The 20,035-nt window shown below is 40.0% G+C and carries 20 protein-coding genes and 2 pseudogenes; 18 read left to right on the forward strand and 4 right to left on the reverse strand.

The features are described 5' to 3' along the window. Window positions 1-28: 28 nt before the first annotated feature. From I6852_RS06680 to hydE, 5 genes are read left to right on the forward strand one after another with little or no spacing between them, the layout of a single operon-like run. The gene (locus I6852_RS06680) at window positions 29-1,183 is read left to right on the forward strand and encodes a hydrogenase 1 small subunit (RefSeq protein WP_197291939.1); all 1,155 of its coding nucleotides are present in this window, start codon (window positions 29-31) and stop codon (window positions 1,181-1,183) included. Between the two features lie 9 nt (window positions 1,184-1,192). After that, window positions 1,193-2,929, forward strand: a complete 1,737-nt coding sequence (locus tag I6852_RS06685; RefSeq protein ID WP_197291940.1) for a nickel-dependent hydrogenase large subunit — start codon at window positions 1,193-1,195, stop codon at window positions 2,927-2,929. A 12-nt stretch (window positions 2,930-2,941) separates the two neighbouring features. Beyond that, window positions 2,942-3,616 (forward strand): Ni/Fe-hydrogenase, b-type cytochrome subunit, encoded by a 675-nt coding sequence (cybH, locus tag I6852_RS06690; RefSeq protein WP_127923192.1) that lies wholly within the window; start codon window positions 2,942-2,944, stop codon window positions 3,614-3,616. Next, window positions 3,613-4,149 carry a hydrogenase biosynthesis protein HydD gene (gene hydD / locus I6852_RS06695; protein ID WP_000078656.1) on the forward strand — a complete coding sequence of 179 codons (537 nt, stop codon included), beginning with the start codon at window positions 3,613-3,615 and terminating at the stop codon, window positions 4,147-4,149. Before cybH ends, hydD begins: the two co-directional genes overlap by 4 nt. A gap of 1 nt (window position 4,150) precedes the next feature. Then, the gene (gene hydE, locus I6852_RS06700) at window positions 4,151-5,689 is read left to right on the forward strand and encodes a hydrogenase biosynthesis protein HydE (RefSeq protein WP_197291941.1); all 1,539 of its coding nucleotides are present in this window, start codon (window positions 4,151-4,153) and stop codon (window positions 5,687-5,689) included. Between the two features lie 4 nt (window positions 5,690-5,693). Here the strand turns inward: hydE and I6852_RS06705 are convergent, their stop codons facing one another. Further along, entirely contained in the window at window positions 5,694-6,107 is a 414-nt protein-coding gene (locus I6852_RS06705) for a hypothetical protein (RefSeq protein WP_079354701.1), read from the reverse strand. 119 nt (window positions 6,108-6,226) lie between these two features. Beyond that, window positions 6,227-6,658 (reverse strand): hypothetical protein, encoded by a 432-nt coding sequence (locus I6852_RS06710; RefSeq protein WP_121286732.1) that lies wholly within the window; start codon window positions 6,656-6,658, stop codon window positions 6,227-6,229. 181 nt (window positions 6,659-6,839) lie between these two features. Between I6852_RS06710 and oipA the strand changes: the two genes are divergently transcribed. Next, a complete protein-coding gene (gene oipA / locus I6852_RS06715; protein ID WP_127994219.1) occupies window positions 6,840-7,757 on the forward strand; it encodes an outer inflammatory protein OipA in 918 nt (305 codons plus the stop codon). Window positions 7,758-7,823: 66 nt separating this feature from the next. Here oipA and queC read toward each other — a convergent pair whose 3' ends face one another. After that, a complete protein-coding gene (gene queC / locus I6852_RS06720) occupies window positions 7,824-8,510 on the reverse strand; it encodes a 7-cyano-7-deazaguanine synthase QueC (protein WP_197291942.1) in 687 nt (228 codons plus the stop codon). Window positions 8,511-8,572: 62 nt separating this feature from the next. On the opposite strand from queC, the gene I6852_RS06725 reads away from it, so the two are divergent. The 12 genes and pseudogenes from I6852_RS06725 (at window position 8,573) to I6852_RS06780 (ending at window position 19,802) form a co-directional block, all read left to right on the forward strand. Next, a complete protein-coding gene (locus tag I6852_RS06725; protein WP_197291943.1) occupies window positions 8,573-9,781 on the forward strand; it encodes a CCA tRNA nucleotidyltransferase in 1,209 nt (402 codons plus the stop codon). A gap of 13 nt (window positions 9,782-9,794) precedes the next feature. After that, complete coding sequence (locus I6852_RS06730) at window positions 9,795-10,205, forward strand: SRPBCC family protein (protein ID WP_187855120.1); 411 nt, start codon at window positions 9,795-9,797, stop codon at window positions 10,203-10,205. A 14-nt stretch (window positions 10,206-10,219) separates the two neighbouring features. Continuing rightward, a complete protein-coding gene (locus I6852_RS06735; RefSeq protein WP_197291944.1) occupies window positions 10,220-11,077 on the forward strand; it encodes an NAD(P)-dependent oxidoreductase in 858 nt (285 codons plus the stop codon). 1 nt (window position 11,078) lies between these two features. Next, window positions 11,079-11,731: pseudogene (gene frxA / locus I6852_RS06740) on the forward strand (NAD(P)H-dependent flavin oxidoreductase FrxA). A gap of 163 nt (window positions 11,732-11,894) precedes the next feature. Next, entirely contained in the window at window positions 11,895-13,214 is a 1,320-nt protein-coding gene (gltX, locus tag I6852_RS06745) for a glutamate--tRNA ligase (RefSeq protein WP_197291945.1), read from the forward strand. Next, a complete protein-coding gene (locus I6852_RS06750; protein ID WP_197291946.1) occupies window positions 13,211-13,504 on the forward strand; it encodes a YggT family protein in 294 nt (97 codons plus the stop codon). Before gltX ends, I6852_RS06750 begins: the two co-directional genes overlap by 4 nt. An 8-nt stretch (window positions 13,505-13,512) precedes the next feature. Further along, window positions 13,513-15,195 carry a lytic transglycosylase domain-containing protein gene (locus I6852_RS06755; RefSeq protein WP_197291947.1) on the forward strand — a complete coding sequence of 561 codons (1,683 nt, stop codon included), beginning with the start codon at window positions 13,513-13,515 and terminating at the stop codon, window positions 15,193-15,195. Next, window positions 15,192-16,013: a UTP--glucose-1-phosphate uridylyltransferase GalU gene (galU, locus tag I6852_RS06760; RefSeq protein WP_197291948.1), complete on the forward strand. Its 822-nt coding sequence runs from the start codon at window positions 15,192-15,194 to the stop codon at window positions 16,011-16,013. Before I6852_RS06755 ends, galU begins: the two co-directional genes overlap by 4 nt. An 11-nt stretch (window positions 16,014-16,024) precedes the next feature. Next, window positions 16,025-16,432, forward strand: coding sequence for a hypothetical protein (locus I6852_RS06765; RefSeq protein ID WP_197291949.1), 408 nt, complete (start codon window positions 16,025-16,027; stop codon window positions 16,430-16,432). A 2-nt stretch (window positions 16,433-16,434) separates the two neighbouring features. Beyond that, a complete protein-coding gene (gene murA / locus I6852_RS06770) occupies window positions 16,435-17,703 on the forward strand; it encodes a UDP-N-acetylglucosamine 1-carboxyvinyltransferase (protein ID WP_197291950.1) in 1,269 nt (422 codons plus the stop codon). Between the two features lie 57 nt (window positions 17,704-17,760). After that, window positions 17,761-19,167: an aspartate ammonia-lyase gene (gene aspA / locus I6852_RS06775; protein ID WP_042637067.1), complete on the forward strand. Its 1,407-nt coding sequence runs from the start codon at window positions 17,761-17,763 to the stop codon at window positions 19,165-19,167. A gap of 44 nt (window positions 19,168-19,211) precedes the next feature. Continuing rightward, complete coding sequence (locus I6852_RS06780) at window positions 19,212-19,802, forward strand: uracil-DNA glycosylase family protein (RefSeq protein ID WP_197291951.1); 591 nt, start codon at window positions 19,212-19,214, stop codon at window positions 19,800-19,802. Window positions 19,803-19,810: 8 nt separating this feature from the next. Here I6852_RS06780 and I6852_RS06785 read toward each other — a convergent pair. Then, window positions 19,811-20,035 (reverse strand): annotated as a pseudogene (locus I6852_RS06785) (glycosyltransferase family 10 domain-containing protein); the annotation flags it as partial.

Raw genomic sequence — 20,035 nt, forward strand, 5'->3', positions numbered from 1 at the left:
AATGAAAATTTCTATTTAAGGAATGGCGATGTTCTACGATGAAAAAAAGACTTATCAAAAGATTGAAGAACGCCTTGATACAATTCGTTCGTTTAACGCTCATAACGAGCATAAAAACTTGCAAGACGAGTTTAAGGGGGCGGGCATTTCTAGGCGTGATTTATTGAAGTGGGCGGGCATGATGAGCACAGCGTTAGCCTTGCCGGCTAGTTTTACTCCCTTGACTTTGAAAGCGGTAGAAGTGGCTAACAGATTGCCCGTGATTTGGTTGCACATGGCAGAATGCACCGGTTGTAGCGAAAGTTTGTTAAGGAGTGCAGACCCCACCATTGATAGCATTATCTTTGATTACATCAACCTAGAATACCATGAAACCATCATGGTAGCGAGCGGTTTTCAAGCTGAAAAAAGCTTGCATGACGCCATAGAAAAGCATAAAAACAATTACATTTTAATGGTAGAAGGCGGTATCCCCCAAGGCACAGAATACTTTCTCACTCAAGGCCCAAACGCTGAAACGGGGGCCAAAGAGTGCAAGAAAGCCGCTCAATACGCAGCGGCTATTTTTGCCATAGGCACATGCTCAAGTTTTGGGGGCGTGCAAGCGGCTTACCCTAACCCCTCTAACGCACAACCCTTGCATAAAATCATTGATAAACCTGTGATCAATGTTCCCGGTTGCCCGCCTAGTGAAAAAAATATCGTGGGCAATGTGCTTTATTACTTGATGTTTGGGGCTCTCCCTAAATTGGATGCGTATAACCGCCCCTCTTGGGCTTATGGGAACAGGATTCATGATTTGTGCGAAAGGAGAGGGCATTTTGATGCGGGCGAATTTGTGGAGCATTTTGGCGATGAAAACGCTAAAAGGGGTTTTTGTTTGTATAAAATGGGCTGTAAAGGGCCTTACACTTTTAACAATTGCTCCAAACTCCGCTTCAATTCACACACTTCTTGGCCCATAGGTGCAGGGCATGGGTGCATAGGGTGTTCTGAACCTAATTTTTGGGATACGATGAGTCCTTTTGAAGAGCCTTTGGCGAATCGCTCCATTAAAACCGCCTTTGACGGCTTAGGGGCTGATAAAGTAGCCGATAAAGTCGGCACGACTTTACTCAGCGCAACCGCTATTGGCATTGCCGCGCATGTGCTCCTTTCTAAAGCGATCAAAAACAAAGAGTAAGGGATTAACATGTCAAAAAAAATCGTAGTCGATCCTATCACGAGGATTGAGGGGCATTTAAGGATTGAGGTGATCGTAGATGATGATAATGTGATCACCGATGCGTTTTCTTCTTCTACGCTTTTTAGGGGGCTAGAAACGATCATTAAGGGCAGAGACCCACGAGATGCAGGCTTTATCGCTCAAAGGATTTGTGGGGTATGCACTTATTCGCATTATAAAGCCGGTGTTACTGCGGTAGAAAACGCTCTAGGCATCACTCCCCCATTAAACGCGCAATTGGTGCGATCTTTGATGAACATGGCACTGCTTTTTCATGACCATGTGGTGCATTTTTATACTTTGCATGGGCTTGATTGGTGCGATATTATGAGCGCTTTAAAAGCCGATCCCATTCAAGCTTCAAAACTTTCTTTCAAATACAGCCCTTATCCCATTAATACCGGTGCCGGCGAATTAAAAGCGGTTCAAAAACGCTTGAATGATTTCGCTAAAAGCGGATCTTTGGGGCCTTTTAGTAATGGCTACTATGGGCATAAAACCTATCGTTTAAGCCCAGAGCAAAATTTAATCGTCTTAAGCCACTATCTCAAGCTTTTAGAAATCCAAAGGGAAGCGGCGAAAATGACCGCTATTTTTGGGGCCAAACAGCCTCACCCACAAAGCCTAACGGTGGGGGGTGTTACGAGCGTTATGGATATATTGGATCCGACGAGATTGGCTGAATGGAAGAGCAAATTTGAAGTGGTGGCTCATTTCATCAACCATGCCTACTACCCTGATTTGGTGATGGCGGGCGAAATGTTCGCTAACGAGCAATCCGTTATTAAAGGTTGCGGCTTAAGGAATTTTATCGCTTATGAAGAAGTGTTGCTCGGGAAGGATAAATACCTTTTGAGTAGCGGAGTGGTGCTTGATGGGGATATTTCTAAATTACACCCCATTGATGAGAGTTTGATTAAAGAAGAAGTTACGCATTCTTGGTATCAATACGAAGACACTAAAGAAGTGCAACTCCACCCTTATGACGGGCAAACGAATCCGCATTATACCGGTTTAAAAGACGGCGAGAGCGTGGGGATTGAAAATAAAATAATCCCTGCTAAAGTGCTTGACACTAAAAATAAATATTCTTGGATAAAATCGCCCAGATACGATAGTAAGCCCATGGAAGTAGGGCCTTTAAGTTCCGTAGTGGTAGGTTTAGCGGCGAAAAACCCTTATGTTACTGAAGTGGCTACGAAGTTTTTAAAAGACACGAAACTGCCTTTAGAGGCGTTGTTTTCAACGCTTGGGCGCACAGCTGCAAGGTGTATTGAAGCTAAAACGATCGCTGATAATGGTCTTTTGGCGTTTGATGCGTTAGTGGAAAATCTAAAAAGCGATCAAAGCACTTGCGCTCCTTATCACATTGATAAAAATCAAGAATATAAAGGGCGCTACATTGGTCAAGTGCCAAGGGGCATGCTAAGCCATTGGGTGCGTATTAAAAACGGCGTGGTGGAAAATTATCAAGCGGTGGTGCCATCTACTTGGAATGCAGGGCCTAGAGATTCTAAAAATCAAAGGGGGGCTTATGAAATGAGCTTGATTGGCACTAAAATCGCTGATTTAACCCAGCCTTTAGAAATCATTAGGACTATCCATTCTTTTGACCCATGCATCGCATGCTCAGTGCATGTGATGGATTTTAAAGGGCAGTCTTTGAACGAGTTTAAAGTAGAGCCTAATTTCGCTAAATTCTAAAAAGGGTTACGCATGGATAAAATGAATAAGGTCGTTTTACACAAAGAATATTCCGGTTTTGTACGCTTTTTCCATTGGGTTAGGGCTTTGAGTATTTTCGCTTTAATCGCTACAGGGTTTTACATCGCTTACCCTTTTTTGCAGCCTAATTCCAGCTTTTATAAAGGGGTGTATCTTTTACAAGCTTATGTGCGCTCTTTTCATGTCATGTTTGGGTTTTTGCTCATTAGCGCATTAATCTTTAGAACCTATCTTTTTTTCACTAAAGAAAGCTTAATGGAACGCAGGAGTTTTGGCCAACTTTTAAGCCCAAAAGCCTGGATCGATCAGATGAAAGCGTATTTTCTTATCAGCGGCAAACCCCATACTAAAGGATTGTATAACCCTATCCAACTCGTGGCTTATTTCACTTTGGTTGCTTTAATTGTATTGATGAGTTTGAGCGGGATAGTGCTGTATTATAATGTCTATCATGCGGGGCTTGGGGCGTTTTTAGCAAGCGCTTTTAAGTGGTTTGAAGCGCTTTGTGGGGGGTTAGCGAACGTGCGTTTTATCCACCACTTAGCGACTTGGGGGTTTATTTTGTTTGTCCCTGTGCATGTTTATATGGTGTTTTTCCATTCTATTAGGTATGATAGTTCGGGGGCGGATTCTATGATTAATGGCTATGGTTACACCAAAGAATGAGTCAAAAAATCCTAATTTTAGGCATTGGCAATATCCTTTTTGGCGATGAAGGGATTGGGGTGCATCTAGCCCACTACCTCAAAAGGAATTTTTCTTTTTTCCCTAGCGTGGATATTGTGGATGGGGGGACTATGGCTCAGCAACTCATTCCTTTGATCACTTCGTATGAAAAGGTTTTGATTTTGGATTGCGTGAGCGCTAAAGGCGTTGAAATTGGCTCAGTTTATGCCTTTGATTTTAAGGACGCCCCTAAAGAAATCACATGGGCTGGGAGCGCGCATGAAGTGGAAATGCTGCACACTTTAAGGCTCACGGAGTTTTTAGGGGATTTGCCTAAAACTTTTATCGTGGGGCTTGTGCCTTTTGTGATAGGGAGCGAGACCACTTTCAAGCTTTCAAGCGAAATGTTAAACGCTTTAGAAACAGCCTTAAAAGCCATAGAAACCCAACTCAACGCATGGGGGGTTAAAATGCAACGCACCGATCATATCGCCCTAGATTGTATCGCTGAACTCTCTTATAAGGGTTTTTGAATTGGTTTTTGTCTTTCTTTTTAAATGCGTTAATGAAAAAACAAGCCTGATTTTTACGCCCCTTTTAGAGCAAATGGCGTTCCATTTGCAAGTGCGTTTTTATAGCGTTTATAAGGATAGTACGACTTCTTTCTACCTCCAAGCGAGCACTGAAACCACCTTAGAATTCGCGCAAAAACTCAGCGAAATTCTACCCTTTTCTTTAGATTTTAGCTTTTTGTCTTTAAAGGAAATCACAGAGCCTTTAGATGAAAATCTTTTCCAAACAGCAAGCCCTTCAAAGCCCCTTTTTATGAACGCTAAAGAGCATCAAGATTTTTTAGACAAAAATTCATCTTTGTATGCCGATACTCTGGGCTTGATTAAAAACACCGCTTTTAAAGGAGATATAATCTATAGCCCTAAAGAGCTTATAGATTGCTTAACCCAATTAAAAGGCATGCTCAAAACGCAGGATTTTATCCCTATTTTCACTTCTAGGGGAGCGTTATCTTTTTCTTTAAAAAATCCCTCTCCAAGCGTTATTTTTAGCGATCTTTCTAGCGTTTTGAGTTGCACTAAATTGCCTTTAGAAGACGCTAAATATTTGGCTAGTTTGGAAAAACCCTCCATCAAAGCCCCATTAAAAAGCGTGTTTAAAGACACTTTTAAAAACGATGAAATCATAGCCCAACTACCCTATGACCCCATATTGAATTTATTGTGCCATATTTTACAAGATGAGGGGATAGAATTTGTTTTTATGCATGAAAGCCGTTCTTGTGAAGCGCTTTTGCATTATGAAGCGCTTTTTAAAACCCCTAAGCGCTTGATCACACCCGCTAAAAATTTCGTGTTAGAAAACCATCTTTCTACCCTTCCTTTTAAAGATGAATTAGAGTTTTTAAGTGCAACCCCCAATTCTATCGTTTTGTATTTTAGTTTCAAGCGCCCTACAAGGTTGTTATTGCATGCTAATGGTTCTTTAAAAACGCTTTTAAGCGTTAAATTTGATTTCAATCAAATATTTAACCTCCTCAAACAAGATGAAAAAGCCTCCAGAATGCTACAAAACTACGCGGCTAAATTCCCTGATTTTTACGCGCGCATTGTAGGGCTTTCTCAATACAATCTAGGGGGCGCGAATTTATTGGATTTTTTTCAAATTTTAGGGTTTGTTTTGGGTTATAGCGAGGATTTTCATTCGCATAGCGTTATTTCTTTGGCTAAAGAATGCTTACGCCCTAAAGGCCCTAGGATTGATTATAAAATCCTTAAAGACGATTCTTTTAAAATGGCTTTAAACTTTTCAAAAGTCATGCACAGTGCGATGAGTTTCAGGCTCGCAGGCGTGGAAAATGAAATTTTGAGTTTGGGGATTTTGGATTCTTTAGCGGAGTTTTTAGGGAATTTCATTTGGGATAACGCACAGAATTTTAGCGTCCAAGAAGTAACGATCGTTGGGGATTTTTTTGGCGAAAAAGTGTTTTTGGATTTGTTTGTGCAATACTTCCCTAAAACCTTAACCCTTAAAACGCATGCGTTTTTGGATTATGAATAAGGGCTTAAAAGCGGATGTGCATCATCAACCCACCATCCATGTATTGGGTTTTTTTGCTTTTAGTCCTTTCAAAATAAGGCCCAAAAGACAGAGCTTTATTGAAATTAACAACCGGCATGCTCACGCCTTCTGAAATGCTATTTTTGGGGAGTTGTTTGTAAAATTTTTTGTCGCTTTTTTTATGGCTTTTAAGGGTAGGGCTTTTTTCTAAATTTATGCCTTCTAAAGCGCTACTTTTAGTGAAATCATAAAGCTTTTTGTCGTTTTTGGCCTCGGTTTCTAACCCATGGTTTTTATGGAGTTTGTAAAACTTTTTATCGCTTTTTTTATGGCTTTTAGTTTCGGTTTCTAAACCCATTGCGAACGCGCTACTATAAGCCACAAACGATACAAGAAATAAATTTTTAACTATACGCACAAGATCTCCTATAGTCTTTTTCTATCACACCATCCTAGCATGTTAGAAATAACCATTAGAAAATATAAGGGCGTTAATGTGAAAACGCCAACACCACCACGCTCGCTAAAGCCACTCAATCAATAAAAAACGTAAGGGAAGTATCCAGGCGCTCCATACCCATAAGGCCCATAAGGCATAAGACCTGACCCATAAGGCATGAAACCATAGGGCATGTAATAATAAGGCATGTAATAGCCTCCATACATCCCGTTTTGCATGGGCGAATTGAGATTATCCACTGAATTGTAAAAGCCGTTTAGAGAACCATAAGCGTTATAATTAGTGAAACGATTGATTAAAGGCGTGGTGCGCGCATCAATAGTGGCGTTTTCTTGCTGGATGGCACTTTCTTCTCTGGCGACTTCTTGGGCTTTAGTTTCTTTAGGATCTTTAACCAACACTTCTTCTATAGGCACATTCGCCCCACAAGCACTTAACAGATAGGCTAAAAAGCCAGTGTTTAAAAAAAGAATGATTTTAGAGAGGTGAGCGGAATTGTTTTGATGCATGGGGTTTCCTAAATTTTAAAATAACTAAAGATTAACATGTTTTTAATTTAATATTCATTAAGCGGTGGTTTTGTGGCTATTTCGTTTTAATTTTGTTTTTCATTAAAACCCAATCACTAAAATCTTATTTTTATGATAAAATACCTAATCATAATATCAAATCTTAAACCAAAGAAAAACCATGAAAAAAGCTCTCTTACTAACTCTCTCTCTCTCGTTCTGGCTCCACGCTGAAAGGAACGGGTTTTATTTAGGTTTGAATTTTGCAGAAGGAAGCTATATTAAAGGACAAGGCAGCATCGGCGAAAAAGCTTCAGCAGAAAACGCCTTAAATCAAGCGATCAATAACGCAAAAAATTCATTATTCCCCGAACAAAACACAAAAGCCATAAGAGATGCACAAAACGCCTTAAATGCAGTGAAAGATTCAAACAAAATCGCTAGCCGATTCGCAGGAAATGGCGGGTCGGGCGGTATTTTCAATGAACTCAGCTTGGGGTATAAATATTTTTTGGGTAAAAAAAGGATTATAGGGTTTAGGCACTCTCTTTTTTTCGGTTACCAACTTGGTGGTGTTGGTTCTGTTCCTGGCAGCGGTTTAATAGCTTTCTTACCCTATGGTTTCAATACGGATTTACTTATTAATTGGACTAACGATAAGCGAGCGTCCCAAGAATACGTTGAACGAAGGGTAAAAGGGCTCTCTATATTTTACAAAGATATGACCGGCAGAACGCTAGACGCTAACACATTAAAAAGAGCATCAAGGCACATAATCAGAAAATCTTCAGGACTTGTGATTGGCATGGAACTAGGGGCTAGCACTTGGTTTGCAAGTAACAATCTCACCCCTTTCAATCAAGTCAAAAGTCGCACGATTTTTCAGTTGCAAGGAAAATTTGGCGTTCGTTTTAGTAGTGATGAATACGATATTGATCGCTATGGCGATGAAAACTATCTTGGGGGTTCTAGCGTGGAATTAGGGGTTAAAGTGCCAGCTTTTAAAGTCAATTACTATAGCGATAATTATGGGGATAAATTGGATTATAAAAGAGTGGTGAGCGTTTATCTTAACTATACATATAATTTTAAAAATTAAAACATGCTTTTTATCGCTCTTTGATTGCTTGTCTTAAACATGCTTTTGAGTATTTTTACCAACGCTTTATTGAAACAAAGCCTTAGCTTGAAACTCTTCATAGCCTTTTCTTCTCAATTGGCATGCCGGGCATTCATCGCAGCCATAGCCATAAGCATGCAAAATTTTTCGCTCTCCTTGATAGCAGGTGTGCGTTTCTTTGATGACTAAATCCAAGACGCCCAAATCTTTAGCCATTTGAAATTCTTGGGCTTTATTCAAAAACATTAAAGGCGTTACGATTTTAATCGCTGTGTTTGAGCCTAAATTTAGGGCATGCTCGATGCTTTTAATAAAATCTTCTTTACAATCCGGATAGCCGCTAAAATCCGCTTGCGAAACCCCTAAAGCGATGTTACTAGCCCCTATTTTTTGCGCGTAAGAATGCAAAAGGGTGATAAAAATAGCGTTACGATTAGGCACAAAAGAGTTGGGTAAATCTTTATTTTGCGCATGCGAATGCCCCATTAAATCGTTAGAGTTTTTAAAAAGCGCAGAGCGGGTGATATTTTCTAAAAAACCTAATGGGATGATTTCATAAGGGAGTTGCAAAAGAGAAGCGATTTTTTGAGCGCATTCTAATTCCACAGAGTGTTTTTGCGCATAATCAAACCCCACTAAACAGACTTTTTTAAAACGCTTTTTCGCCCATACGGCTAAAGTGGTGCTGTCTTGCCCGCCGCTAAAACTGATCACGCAAATTTCTTGTCCCATCAAAATTCCTTAAAAATTCTAAAAAGATATAATAACACAAAGAAATTTTAAGAGTAAAAAGCGTGTTTGAGTTAAATACAGAATTAAAAGAATTGTTTGATATTTATGAAAAATCCCCTTATGAGCTTTACTTGGTAGGGGGGTGCGTGCGCGATTGTTTGATGGGCATTACCCCCAAAGATTACGATTTAACCTCAAACGCTTTAGTCAATGAAAGCAAAGAGCTTCTTTTAAAGCACGATTTTAGGGTTCTAGAAACCGGTATCAAACATGGCACGATCACGGCTCTTAAAAACGATCAAAGCTATGAAATCACAACTTTTAGAATTGAAAAAGGGCATATCAAACACCGAAAGCCTAAAGAATTGGTTTTTAGCGCTCATTTAACAGACGATTTAAAGCGGCGCGATTTTAGCATGAATGCGATCGCTTATAGCCCTACAAAAGGGTTGATTGATCTTTTTAAAGGGCGAAGCGCGATTGAAAATCAGATGATTGAATGCGTGGGGGAAGCGCGATTGAGATTTTTTGAAGACGCTTTAAGGATTTTAAGAGCGCTGCGATTTAGCGCAACTTTAGGCTTTAAGATAGCGCCAAGCACCAAAAGAGCGGTTTTTATGTGTAAGGATTTGTTAAAACACCTCTCCAAAGAGCGCTTACAAAGCGAATTGAATAAGCTTCTTATGGGGAAAAACGCCTATGAAGTGGCTAAAGAATATCAAGAAATTTTGGAGTTGGTTATTCAAGAAAAAATAGAAAATTTAGGGTTTTTAAAAAACGCACCCTTGAATTTGGAATTAAGATTATTGGGGTTTTTTAAGCATCAAAAAAGTTTAGAAAATTTACGCTACCCTAAAAAAACTTGTATTTTATTTTCAAAAGCTAAAGAATGCCATAAAGCTTTTTTAAATATTCATAACAAAACAGAATTAAAATTTTTATTAAAAAACTACGATTTAGAGCCTTTTAATTTGGCTTTAGATTTTTATGCACTCAAAAACCCCAAACACGCTTTAAAAATCAAAGGCTTATTAAAAGAAATATTTGATTCTAACGAGCCTTTTAAAAAAGAACACCTAGCCCTTAAGGGCGGTGCGCTTCAAAGCTTGGGCTACCAGCACCAAAAAATCAGCGAAATTTTAAACGCATGCTTAAATTTGGTTATTGAAAATCCTAAAAATAATGCTTTAGAGTGGCTGATAAAATGGGTTAAAGATCATTATTTACCTAATGATGCTATAAATCTTTCGCCAGTAAGGCAAAAAAATTAAAAACAGAGAAAACATGATAACGATGAATGCGATTCAATGGCCTGAAAAATGGATACCAGGAGAGACTGATAATTTTGTGTCCAATGAAGTCATTGTCAAAGGTTTGGATTTTAATAAAGTGGTGCAGCATTTAAGAGACGCGTCTTGTTGGGAAAAGTATTACAAAAATTCAGGGAATGTCCACATGCATAATCAAGACAATACCATTCTTAAAGACAAGACTCGTTTCCGCTTTGAAACTTTTGGCTTTTTAGTGGAGGCACAGGTGGAAGAGTTTGAATTGAAAGACACCATACTGCGTTTGGCTTGGAGAGGTTGGAATGAAGCTAAAGGCGATGAGTATCTTGAAGTCTATCACGCATGGAATGCGATGCTAAATGGCCATCAAGCTTGGTTAGATGGTTTAGTGGCGTATTCACGCTAATAAGTGAGGATTGAATGAAAATCGGATGGATTGGATTAGGGGCTATGGGGACTCCTATGGCGACTCGTTTGCGCAATGCGGGGTTAGAAGTGTCGGTTTATAACCGAACAGAGAGCAAAGCAACCCCTTTAAAGGAAAAAGGCGTAGCGGTTTATACTAGCCCCATAGATTTGGCCGCTAAAGTTGATCTGGTTTTTACCATGCTTTCGGATAAAGCGGCGATTGATGCTGTTTTAGTGCCAGAATTTTGGGAACAGATGTCTGAAAAAATCGTGGTGAATATGAGCACTATCGCCCCTTTGGAAAGCTTGGCTTTAGAAAAAATCGCTCAAAAGCATCAAGTAACTTACCTTGAAGTGCCCGTTTCAGGATCGGTTGGCGCGGCCAAAACCGGGGCGTTATTGATTTTGGCAGCCGGTGAAGAAGAGGTGGTTACTCAACTCAAACCTGTTTTGGTGCATTTGGGGAGTCAAACCTTTTATTTGGGTAAGATTGGTCAAGGGACAGGGGCTAAATTATCCATTAATAGCCTTTTGGCTCAAATGGGGGTTGCTTATTCAGAAGCTTTGCTGTTAGCCAAACATTTAGGGGTTGATGCAGAGTTATTTTTACAAATTATTGGCCAATCTGGCATGAATTCGCCTCTCTTTCAAGCTAAAAAAGGCATGTGGCTACAAGATAGCTATCCGGCCGCTTTCAGTTTGAAGCTCATGCTCAAAGACATTCGTTTAGCTAACAATGAAGCAGGAGAGGCGATTGAATTGCCATTCTTATCTAAAGCAGAAGAGCTTTATTCTCAAGCAGAAAAATCCGGTTTAGGCGCATTGGATATGGCAGCCGTTTATCATTATTTAGAAAAAGGAGATCATTAAAATGGACAGAGAACAAGTGGTTGCTTTACAGCACCAACGATTTGCTGCAAAAAATACGATCCTAATCGTCGTATTTCTCAAAAGGATTGGGAAGCTTTGGTTGAAGTGGGGAGATTAGCCCCTTCTTCAATCGGGCTTGAACCATGGAAAATGCTTTTATTGAAAAATGAACGCATGAAAGAAGATTTAAAACCGATGGCCTGGGGGGCGCTTTTTGGTTTAGAGGGAGCGAGCCATTTTGTCATTTATCTTGCGCGAAAAGGCGTTACTTATGACAGCGATTACGTTAAGAAAGTGATGCATGAGGTTAAAAAAAGGGATTATGACACCAATTCCAGGTTCGCTCAAATCATCAAAAATTTCCAAGAGAACGATATGAAACTCAATAGCGAACGATCTTTGTTTGATTGGGCTAGCAAGCAGACTTATATCCAAATGGCGAACATGATGATGGCAGCGGCCATGTTAGGGATTGATTCTTGCCCGATTGAAGGGTATGATCAAGAAAAAGTGGAGGCTTATTTAGAGGAAAAGGGCTATCTGAATACGGCGGAATTTGGCGTGTCGGTAATGGCTTGTTTTGGTTATCGCAACCAAGAAATCACCCCTAAAACCCGTTGGAAAACAGAAGTTATTTATGAAGTGATTGAATAAAAACGCTTTTAGCTTTTTGATAACCAACCATAAAAAGCTTGGCGTTAGCCAAGCGCTAATCTCTTGAATAATGCCTATTCATGTTTGATAAAACAGAACTACCACAACACAATTAAGTATTCTTTGGGTATAATCAAAAACTATTTTTAAATAAAGGGTTTTTATGCTTCGTTTTGCGCCTTCGCCTACAGGGGATATGCACATAGGGAATTTAAGGGCAGCCATTTTTAACTACATTGTGGCCAAACAGCAACACAAACCCTTTCTCATTCGCATTGAAGACACGGACAAAGAGCGCAACATTGAAGGCAAAGACCAAGAGATTTTAGAGATTTTAAAGCTTATGGGGATAAGTTGGGACAAGCTCGTGTATCAAAGCCATAATATAGAGTATCACAGAGAAATGGCAGAAAAATTACTGAAAGAAAATAAAGCGTTTTATTGTTATGCGAACACAGAGTTTTTAGAAAGAGAAAAAGAAAAAGCCAAAAACGAGAAACGCCCTTTCAGGTATTTAGACGAGTGGGCCACTTTAGAAAAAGACAAGCACCATGCCCCTGTGGTGCGTTTGAAAGCCCCAAATCATGCGGTGTCTTTCAACGATGCGATTAAAAAAGAAGTGAAATTTGAACCTGATGAATTGGATTCTTTTGTGCTTTTAAGGAAAGATAAAAGCCCGACTTATAATTTCGCTTGCGCATGCGATGATTTGCTCTATGAAATCAGTTTGATTATTAGAGGCGAAGATCATGTGAGTAACACCCCTAAACAAATCTTAATCCAGCAGGCTTTAGGCTCAAACGATCCGATTGTTTATGCGCATTTGCCCATTATTTTAGATGAAGTAAGCGGTAAAAAGATGAGTAAAAGAGACGAAGCGTCCAGCGTGAAATGGCTTTTGAATCAAGGGTTTTTACCGGTTGCGATTGCGAATTACCTCATCACTATCGGCAATAAAGTGCCTAAGGAAGTTTTTAGCCTTGATGAAGCGATAGAATGGTTTAGTTTAGAAAATCTTTCTAATTCCCCGGCTCATTTTAATTTAAAATATTTAAAACACTTAAACCACGAGCATTTAAAGCTTTTAGACGATGAAAAATTATTAGAACTCACTTCAATAAAAGATAAAAACCTCTTAGGGCTTTTAAGATTGTTTATAGAAGAATGCGGCACGCTTTTAGAATTGAAAGAAAAAATTTCGTTGTTTTTAGAGCCAAAGGATATTGTTAAAACTTATGAAAATGAAGATTTTAAAGAGCGTTGTTTAGCGCTTTTTAACGCTCTAAAAAGCATGGATTTTCAAGCGTATAAGGATTTTGAAAGTTTTAAAAAAGAAGCCATGCGATTGAGCCAGCTTAAGGGTAAGGATTTTTTCAAACCTTTGCGCATTCTTTTGACCGGGAACTCGCATGGCGTTGAATTGCCGTTGATTTTCCCCTATATCCAAAGCCATCATCAAGAAGTTTTAAGGCTCAAAGCATGATTTTTTCCACTCTTATTAATGCGGTAGCGGTGATTTTAAGTGCGCTCATTACGATTTATATGTGGGTGGTGATCATTTATTCGCTTATCAGCTTCGTGCAGCCTAACCCCAATAACCCCATCATGCAAATCCTCGCTCGCTTGTGTGAGCCGGTGTTTTATTTTTTACGCTCTAGATTCAAGCTGGTGTTTAACGGGTTGGATTTCACTCCTTTAGTGGTGGTTATTGTTTTGAAATTCTTGGATCTCACGCTCATTCAGTGGCTTTTCATGCTCGCTAAAAGTCTCTAAAGAAAATCATGCGTTTTTTGATTTTATTTTTTATCGGTATGCTTGGCGTTGGTTTTTCTCAAACCGAGTTGGATTTAAAGGATTTAGAAAAAAAGCCCGCCGGGATCGTTAGGGATTATTATTTATGGCGTTATATTAGCGATAAAAAAACCACTTTAGAAAACGCTAAAAAAGCCTATGAATTGACCCAAAATAAAAACAACGCCCTACAAAAAGCCATGCAAGAAAAAGGCTCAGACAATGCAGAAAAAAGCCCTGATGTTAAATTGCCTGAAGATATTTATTGCAAGCAAATTACCCTAGAAAGCATGCTAGAAGAAACAGACACTTTCCAAGCAAGCTGTATCGCTATCGCTTTAAAATCAAAAATCAAAGATTTTGATAAAATCCCCATCCAAACCATCAAGCCCTTACAAGAAAAAATCAAAGAGACTTACCCCGTTCTTTATGAAGAATTAGAAATCTTGCAAAGTAAGCATGTGAGCGCTTCTTTATTTAAGGCTAACGCGCAAGTGTTTAGCGCGCTTTTCAACCATTTGAGTTATGAAAAAAAGCTCCAAATTTTTGAAAAACATATCCCTATTAAAGAGTTAAACCGCCTTTTGGATGAAGATTACCCGGCGTTTAACCGCTTGATCTATCAGGTTATTTTAGATCCTAAATTGGATCATTTTAAAGACGCTCTCACTAAAACTAACGCTACCCACAGCAACGCGCAAACCTTTTTTATCCTAGGGATTAATGAAATCTTGCGTAAAAAACCTTCTAAAGCGCTCAAGTATTTTGAACGATCAGAAGCGGTGGTTAAAGACGATGATTTTTCAAAAGACAGAGCGGTTTTTTGGCAGTATTTAGTCTCTAAAAAGAAAAAAACTTTGGAACGCCTTTCACAAAGCCCTGCCTTAAACCTCTATAGTCTTTATGCGAGCCGCAAGCTCCAAACCACGCCCAGTTATCGCATCATTTCTCACATTCAAAATTTAAGCCAAGAAGACCCTCCTTTTAACACTTATGACCCTTTTTCGTGGCAAATTTTTAAGGAAAAAACCTTGAGTTTGAAAGATGAGAGCGCGTTTAATGCGATGCTAAAAAGCTTGTATTATGAAAAAAGCGCTCCTGAATTGACCTATCTTTTAAGCCAACGCAATAAAGACAAGATTTATTATTATCTATCCCCTTATGAAGGCATTATTGAATGGCAAAATGCTGATGAAAAGGCTATGACATATGCGATCGCTAGGCAAGAAAGCTTTTTGCTCCCGGCAGTCATTTCGCGCTCGTTCGCTCTGGGGCTTATGCAAATCATGCCCTTTAATGTGGGGCCTTTCGCTAAACGCCTTGGCATGGATAATGTCGATCTAAACGACATGTTTAACCCCAATATCGCCCTCAAACTTGGCAATTATTACTTGAACCATTTGAAAAAAGAATTCAACCACCCCCTTTTTGTCGCCTACGCTTATAATGCTGGACCTGGGTTTTTAAGGAGGTGGTTAGAAAGCTCCAAACGATTTAAAGAAAAAAATCATTTTGAGCCATGGCTTAGCATGGAGCTTATGCCTTATAGCGAAACCCGTTTGTATGGCTTTAGAGTCATGCTCAATTACTTGGTTTATCAAGAAATTTTTGGGAATTTCATCCCTGTTGATGCATTTTTAGAACAAACTCTTAACTCAAAGGACAAACCATGATTAAAAAATGCCTTTTTCCTGCCGCTGGCTACGGCACGCGCTTTTTGCCGATCACTAAAACCATTCCTAAAGAAATGTTGCCCATTGTGGATAAGCCTTTAATCCAATACGCTGTAGAAGAAGCGATGGAAGCAGGCTGTGAAGTGATGGCGATTGTTACAGGCAGAAACAAGCGCAGTTTAGAAGATTATTTTGACACGAGCTATGAAATAGAGCATCAAATCCAAGGCACCAACAAAGAAAACGCTTTAAAAAGCATTCGTAACATTATAGAAAAATGCTGTTTTTCCTATGTGCGCCAAAAGCAAATGAAAGGCTTAGGGCATGCGATTTTAACCGGGGAAGCCCTCATAGGCAATGAGTCTTTTGCGGTGATTTTAGCCGATGACTTGTGCATAAGCCATGATCACCCAAGCGTGTTAAAGCAAATGACTTCATTGTATCAAAAATACCAATGCTCCATTGTAGCCATTGAGGAAGTGGCGCTAGAAGAAGTTTCAAAATACGGCGTGATCAGGGGCGAATGGTTAGAAGAGGGGGTGTATGAAATCAAAGACATGGTGGAAAAACCAAATCAAGAAGACGCCCCAAGCAACCTAGCCGTGATAGGGCGCTACATTTTGACTCCGGATATTTTTGATATTTTAAGCGAGACCAAACCGGGTAAAAACAATGAAATCCAAATCACAGACGCCTTACGCACTCAAGCCAAAAGAAAACGCATCATCGCTTACCAATTCAAAGGCAAGCGATACGATTGCGGGAGCGTGGAAGGCTATATTGAAGCGAGTAACGCCTATTATAAAAAACGCTTATAAATCTTATCAACATGGGCAATTTGACTTATTACGCTTACATGTATTTGATCCTCTTTGTATGCTTGCTGCCTGTGTTATTAATGGGGCTTGTTTGGAGGCTTACTCGCCCCCCCTTAAAGCAAAATATTCCTAATAAAGGCCTTTCTTTAGAATATTTGAGCGAACAAATCAAAAACCTTCAAAGCGTGCCAGCTTTAGAAAAACTGAAAAACAACTTCAATGAGCGTTTTAAAATTTGCCCTAAAGATAAAGAAACTCTGTGGCTAGAAACGATCCAAAATTTAGTCGCTTCAGAATTTTTTGAATTAGAAGACGCTATTAATTTTGGGCAAGAATTAGAAAACGCTAACCCTAGTCATGCACAAAAAATCGCTAACGCTACCGGCTTAGCCCTTAAGAATAAAAAAGAAAAAGGATAGAATTGGATTTTTTAGAGATTGTAGGACAAGTCCCTTTAAAAGGGGGGGTAGAAATTTCAGGGGCGAAAAACTCCGCGCTCCCCATTTTAGCCGCCACGCTTTTAAGCCGCCAAGAAGTCAAAATCAAATCCTTGCCCCAAGTGGTGGATATAAAGGCGATGGCGTTATTGTTGCAAAATTTAGGCGCAAGCTTAGAATGGCTTAATCCACACACGCTCCAAATTGACGCTAAATCCCTGAGCCACACCGAAGCCACTTACGATTTGGTGCGTAAAATGCGCGCTTCTATTTTGGTTTTAGGCCCACTATTAGCGCGCTTTAAAGAATGCTTAGTGAGTTTGCCCGGTGGGTGCGCTATAGGAGCTAGGCCTGTGGATTTGCACTTAAAAGCGATGCAACAATTAGGGGCTGAAATCAAAATTGAGCAAGGCTATATCCATGCAAAAGCCCCTAAAGGCTTGAAAGGGAATGATATTTTATTTGATAAAATCAGTGTTACAGGCACAGAAAATGCCCTCATGGCAGCAAGTTTAGCTAAAGGGATCACGCGCATCATTAACGCTGCTAAAGAGCCAGAAATCACTCAATTGTGCGCGTTTTTGCAGAGTGGGGGGGTAGAAATTGAGGGCGTTGGTAGCAGTGAGCTAAAGATTAGGGGGGTAGAAAGCGACGCTTTAAATTTAAAAGACATTCAAATCATACCCGATAGGATTGAAGCAGGCACTTATTTGTGCGTGGGGGCTATCACTAACAGCCAGCTTAAAATCAATCATATCATCCCTAACCACCTTCAAGCGATCACGGACAAGCTCATAGAAATTGGTTTTTCGCTAGACATTCAAGAAAATTCTATAGAAATTTACCCGGCCAAACAACGACAAGCCTTTGAAATCACCACGAAAGAATACCCGGGCTTTCCCACAGACATGCAAGCGCAATTCATGGCGTTAGCCACGCAGTGTTTGGGGACTAGTATCATTGAAGAAACGCTTTTTGAAAACCGCTTCATGCATGCAAGCGAATTGCAACGATTGGGGGCTAATATCAGCCTAAAAACAAATGTGGCTACCATTAACGGATCCACAGAGCTTACCGGAAGTGATGTGATGGCGACCGATTTAAGGGCTTCTTCGGCTCTCATTTTAGCCGCCTTAGTGGCTAAGGGCGTGAGTAGGGTGCATAGGATTTACCACTTGGATAGGGGTTATGAGAGATTAGAGGATAAAATCAACGCCTTAGGGGCAAAAGTTGCGCGTTTAAAAGAAAAATAATCCAAGATTTGGTTACAATAGCTAGAATATTTTTCAATTATTACATAAGGAGCTTTTATGCGTATTGAGCATGATTTCATTGGGCAAATGGAAATTAGCGACGAGGTTTATTATGGGATCCAAACTTTAAGGGCGAGTGAAAATTTTTTCATCACCAACGACAAGCTTTGCAGTTATCCTGTTTTTATTAAATCTTTTGCTCAAGTCAAAAAAGCGGCCGCTTTAGCTAACGCGCAATTAGGCTTGATTGATGAAAAGCTTAAGATTGCGATTTGCCATGCGTGCGATTTGTTGGTTGATGGCAAATACCATGATCAATTCATTGTGGATATGGTTCAAGGGGGGGCTGGCACAAGCACGAACATGAACATGAATGAGGTGATTGCTAATTTGGCTTTAGAATACATGGGGCATCAAAAGGGCGAGTATCAATTTTGCCACCCAAACGACCATGTCAACCGCTCTCAATCCACTAATGACGCCTATCCTAGTGCGTTAAAAATCGCGATTTATGAACGCTTGAGTAATTTAGTCGCTCCCATGAAGGCTTTAAGGGACGCTTTCGCTCAAAAGGCTAAGGAATTCGCTCATGTGATTAAAATGGGGCGCACCCAACTTCAAGACGCTGTACCTATGACTTTGGGGCAAGAGTTTGAAACTTATGCGTTGATGGTTGATAGGGATATTGAGCAGGTTTTAGACGCTAGGAATTGGGTAAGAGAGCTTAATTTAGGCGGCACGGCCATTGGCACAGGGATCAATTCGCACCCGGATTATCGCAGTTTGATTGAAAAGAAAATCCAAGAAGTAACGGGCCGCCCCTTTGTCATGGCTAATAACTTGATAGAAGCCACTCAAAGCACGGGGGCGTATGTGCAAGTGAGTGGGGTGTTAAAGCGTATTGCGGTCAAACTCTCTAAAGTCTGTAACGATCTCAGGTTACTTAGCTCAGGCCCTAGGGCCGGGCTGAATGAAATCAATTTGCCTAAAATGCAGCCGGGCAGTTCTATTATGCCCGGTAAAGTCAATCCGGTGATCCCTGAAGTGGTCAATCAAGTGTGCTTTGCGGTGATTGGGAATGATTTGAGCGTGGCGTTAGCCGCAGAAGGGGGGCAATTGCAACTCAATGTGTTTGAGCCGGTTATCGCTTATAAGCTTTTCCATTCCTTTGTGATTTTAGGGCGCGCGATTGAAACTTTGACGACTAAATGCGTGGAAGGCATCACGGCTAATGAAAAGATTTGCCATGATTATGTCTTTAACAGCATTGGCATTGTTACCGCGCTCAACCCTCATATCGGCTATGAAAAATCCGCTATGATCGCTAAAGAAGCCTTAAAAAGCGATCGCTCTATCTATGACATCGCTTTAGAAAAGAAAATCTTAACCAAAGAGCAACTGGACGATATTTTCAAGCCAGAAAACATGCTAAGCCCTCACGCTTTCAAAAAGCATAAAGATTAAACGCTTTGCAACACTCACGCCTTCAAACTTTACGCTCCCTTTATATGGAGCGTCTTTTGGGCGAAACTTACACCAATACCAGCCTTACCAAGCCCCAAAATAAGCCCCTTAACAAACAAGTTCATGAGGGTATAGAAAATTGTAATTTATGCAAACGCCACCAACATTCAAAACCGGTGATAGGGCTTTTTAACCCCACTTCCAAGCTCGCTTTCATCACGCTAACCCCCATGCTGGATAGCCAATTACATTTCTTAAACAATTTAAAAGCGCTCATGTTAGAGAGCATTATCCAAAAGGTTTTTAACTATCCCTTAAAAGATTGCAGTATTTTATCGCTCCTTAAATGCGACTCTAACAGCCTCAATTTAGAAGAAGAAATCAACGCATGCTTGCCCCATTTAATCTGGCAATTAGACAACAGCGCTTCAAAAGTCATTGTGGTATTTGGCGAGGTTTTGCCCAAACGCCTTTTAAACCTTTCTAAAGAAGAATCCTTTGGGCGCATCGTGTCTTTAAAAACCAAACATTTTTTAAGCACCCATGCTTTAGAAGACATGCTCAAAAACCCCACGCTCAAAAAAGAAGCGTTAGCGCATTTTAAAATAGCGCTCCAATTCCTCAATCAGTCTTAAAATGCGCCTTATTTTTTAACCCATCTCCTTACAGCGTGCAACAAAGGTAAGGATTTTTGATAAGCTTTGCGATAGATTTTAAAAGTGGTGTTTTGAGAGAGTTCCAATAAAGGCGAAGCGTTTTGTAAAAGGCGCTCATAATTAACCCTCAAATCATCATAATTAACCCTCAAATCATCATAATTAACCCTCAAATCATCATAATTAACCCTCAAATCATCATAATTAACCCT

Origin of the sequence: Helicobacter pylori (genome assembly GCF_015904775.1) — a bacterium.
In the GTDB taxonomy this organism is placed as follows: Bacteria; Campylobacterota; Campylobacteria; order Campylobacterales; family Helicobacteraceae; genus Helicobacter; species Helicobacter pylori_DM.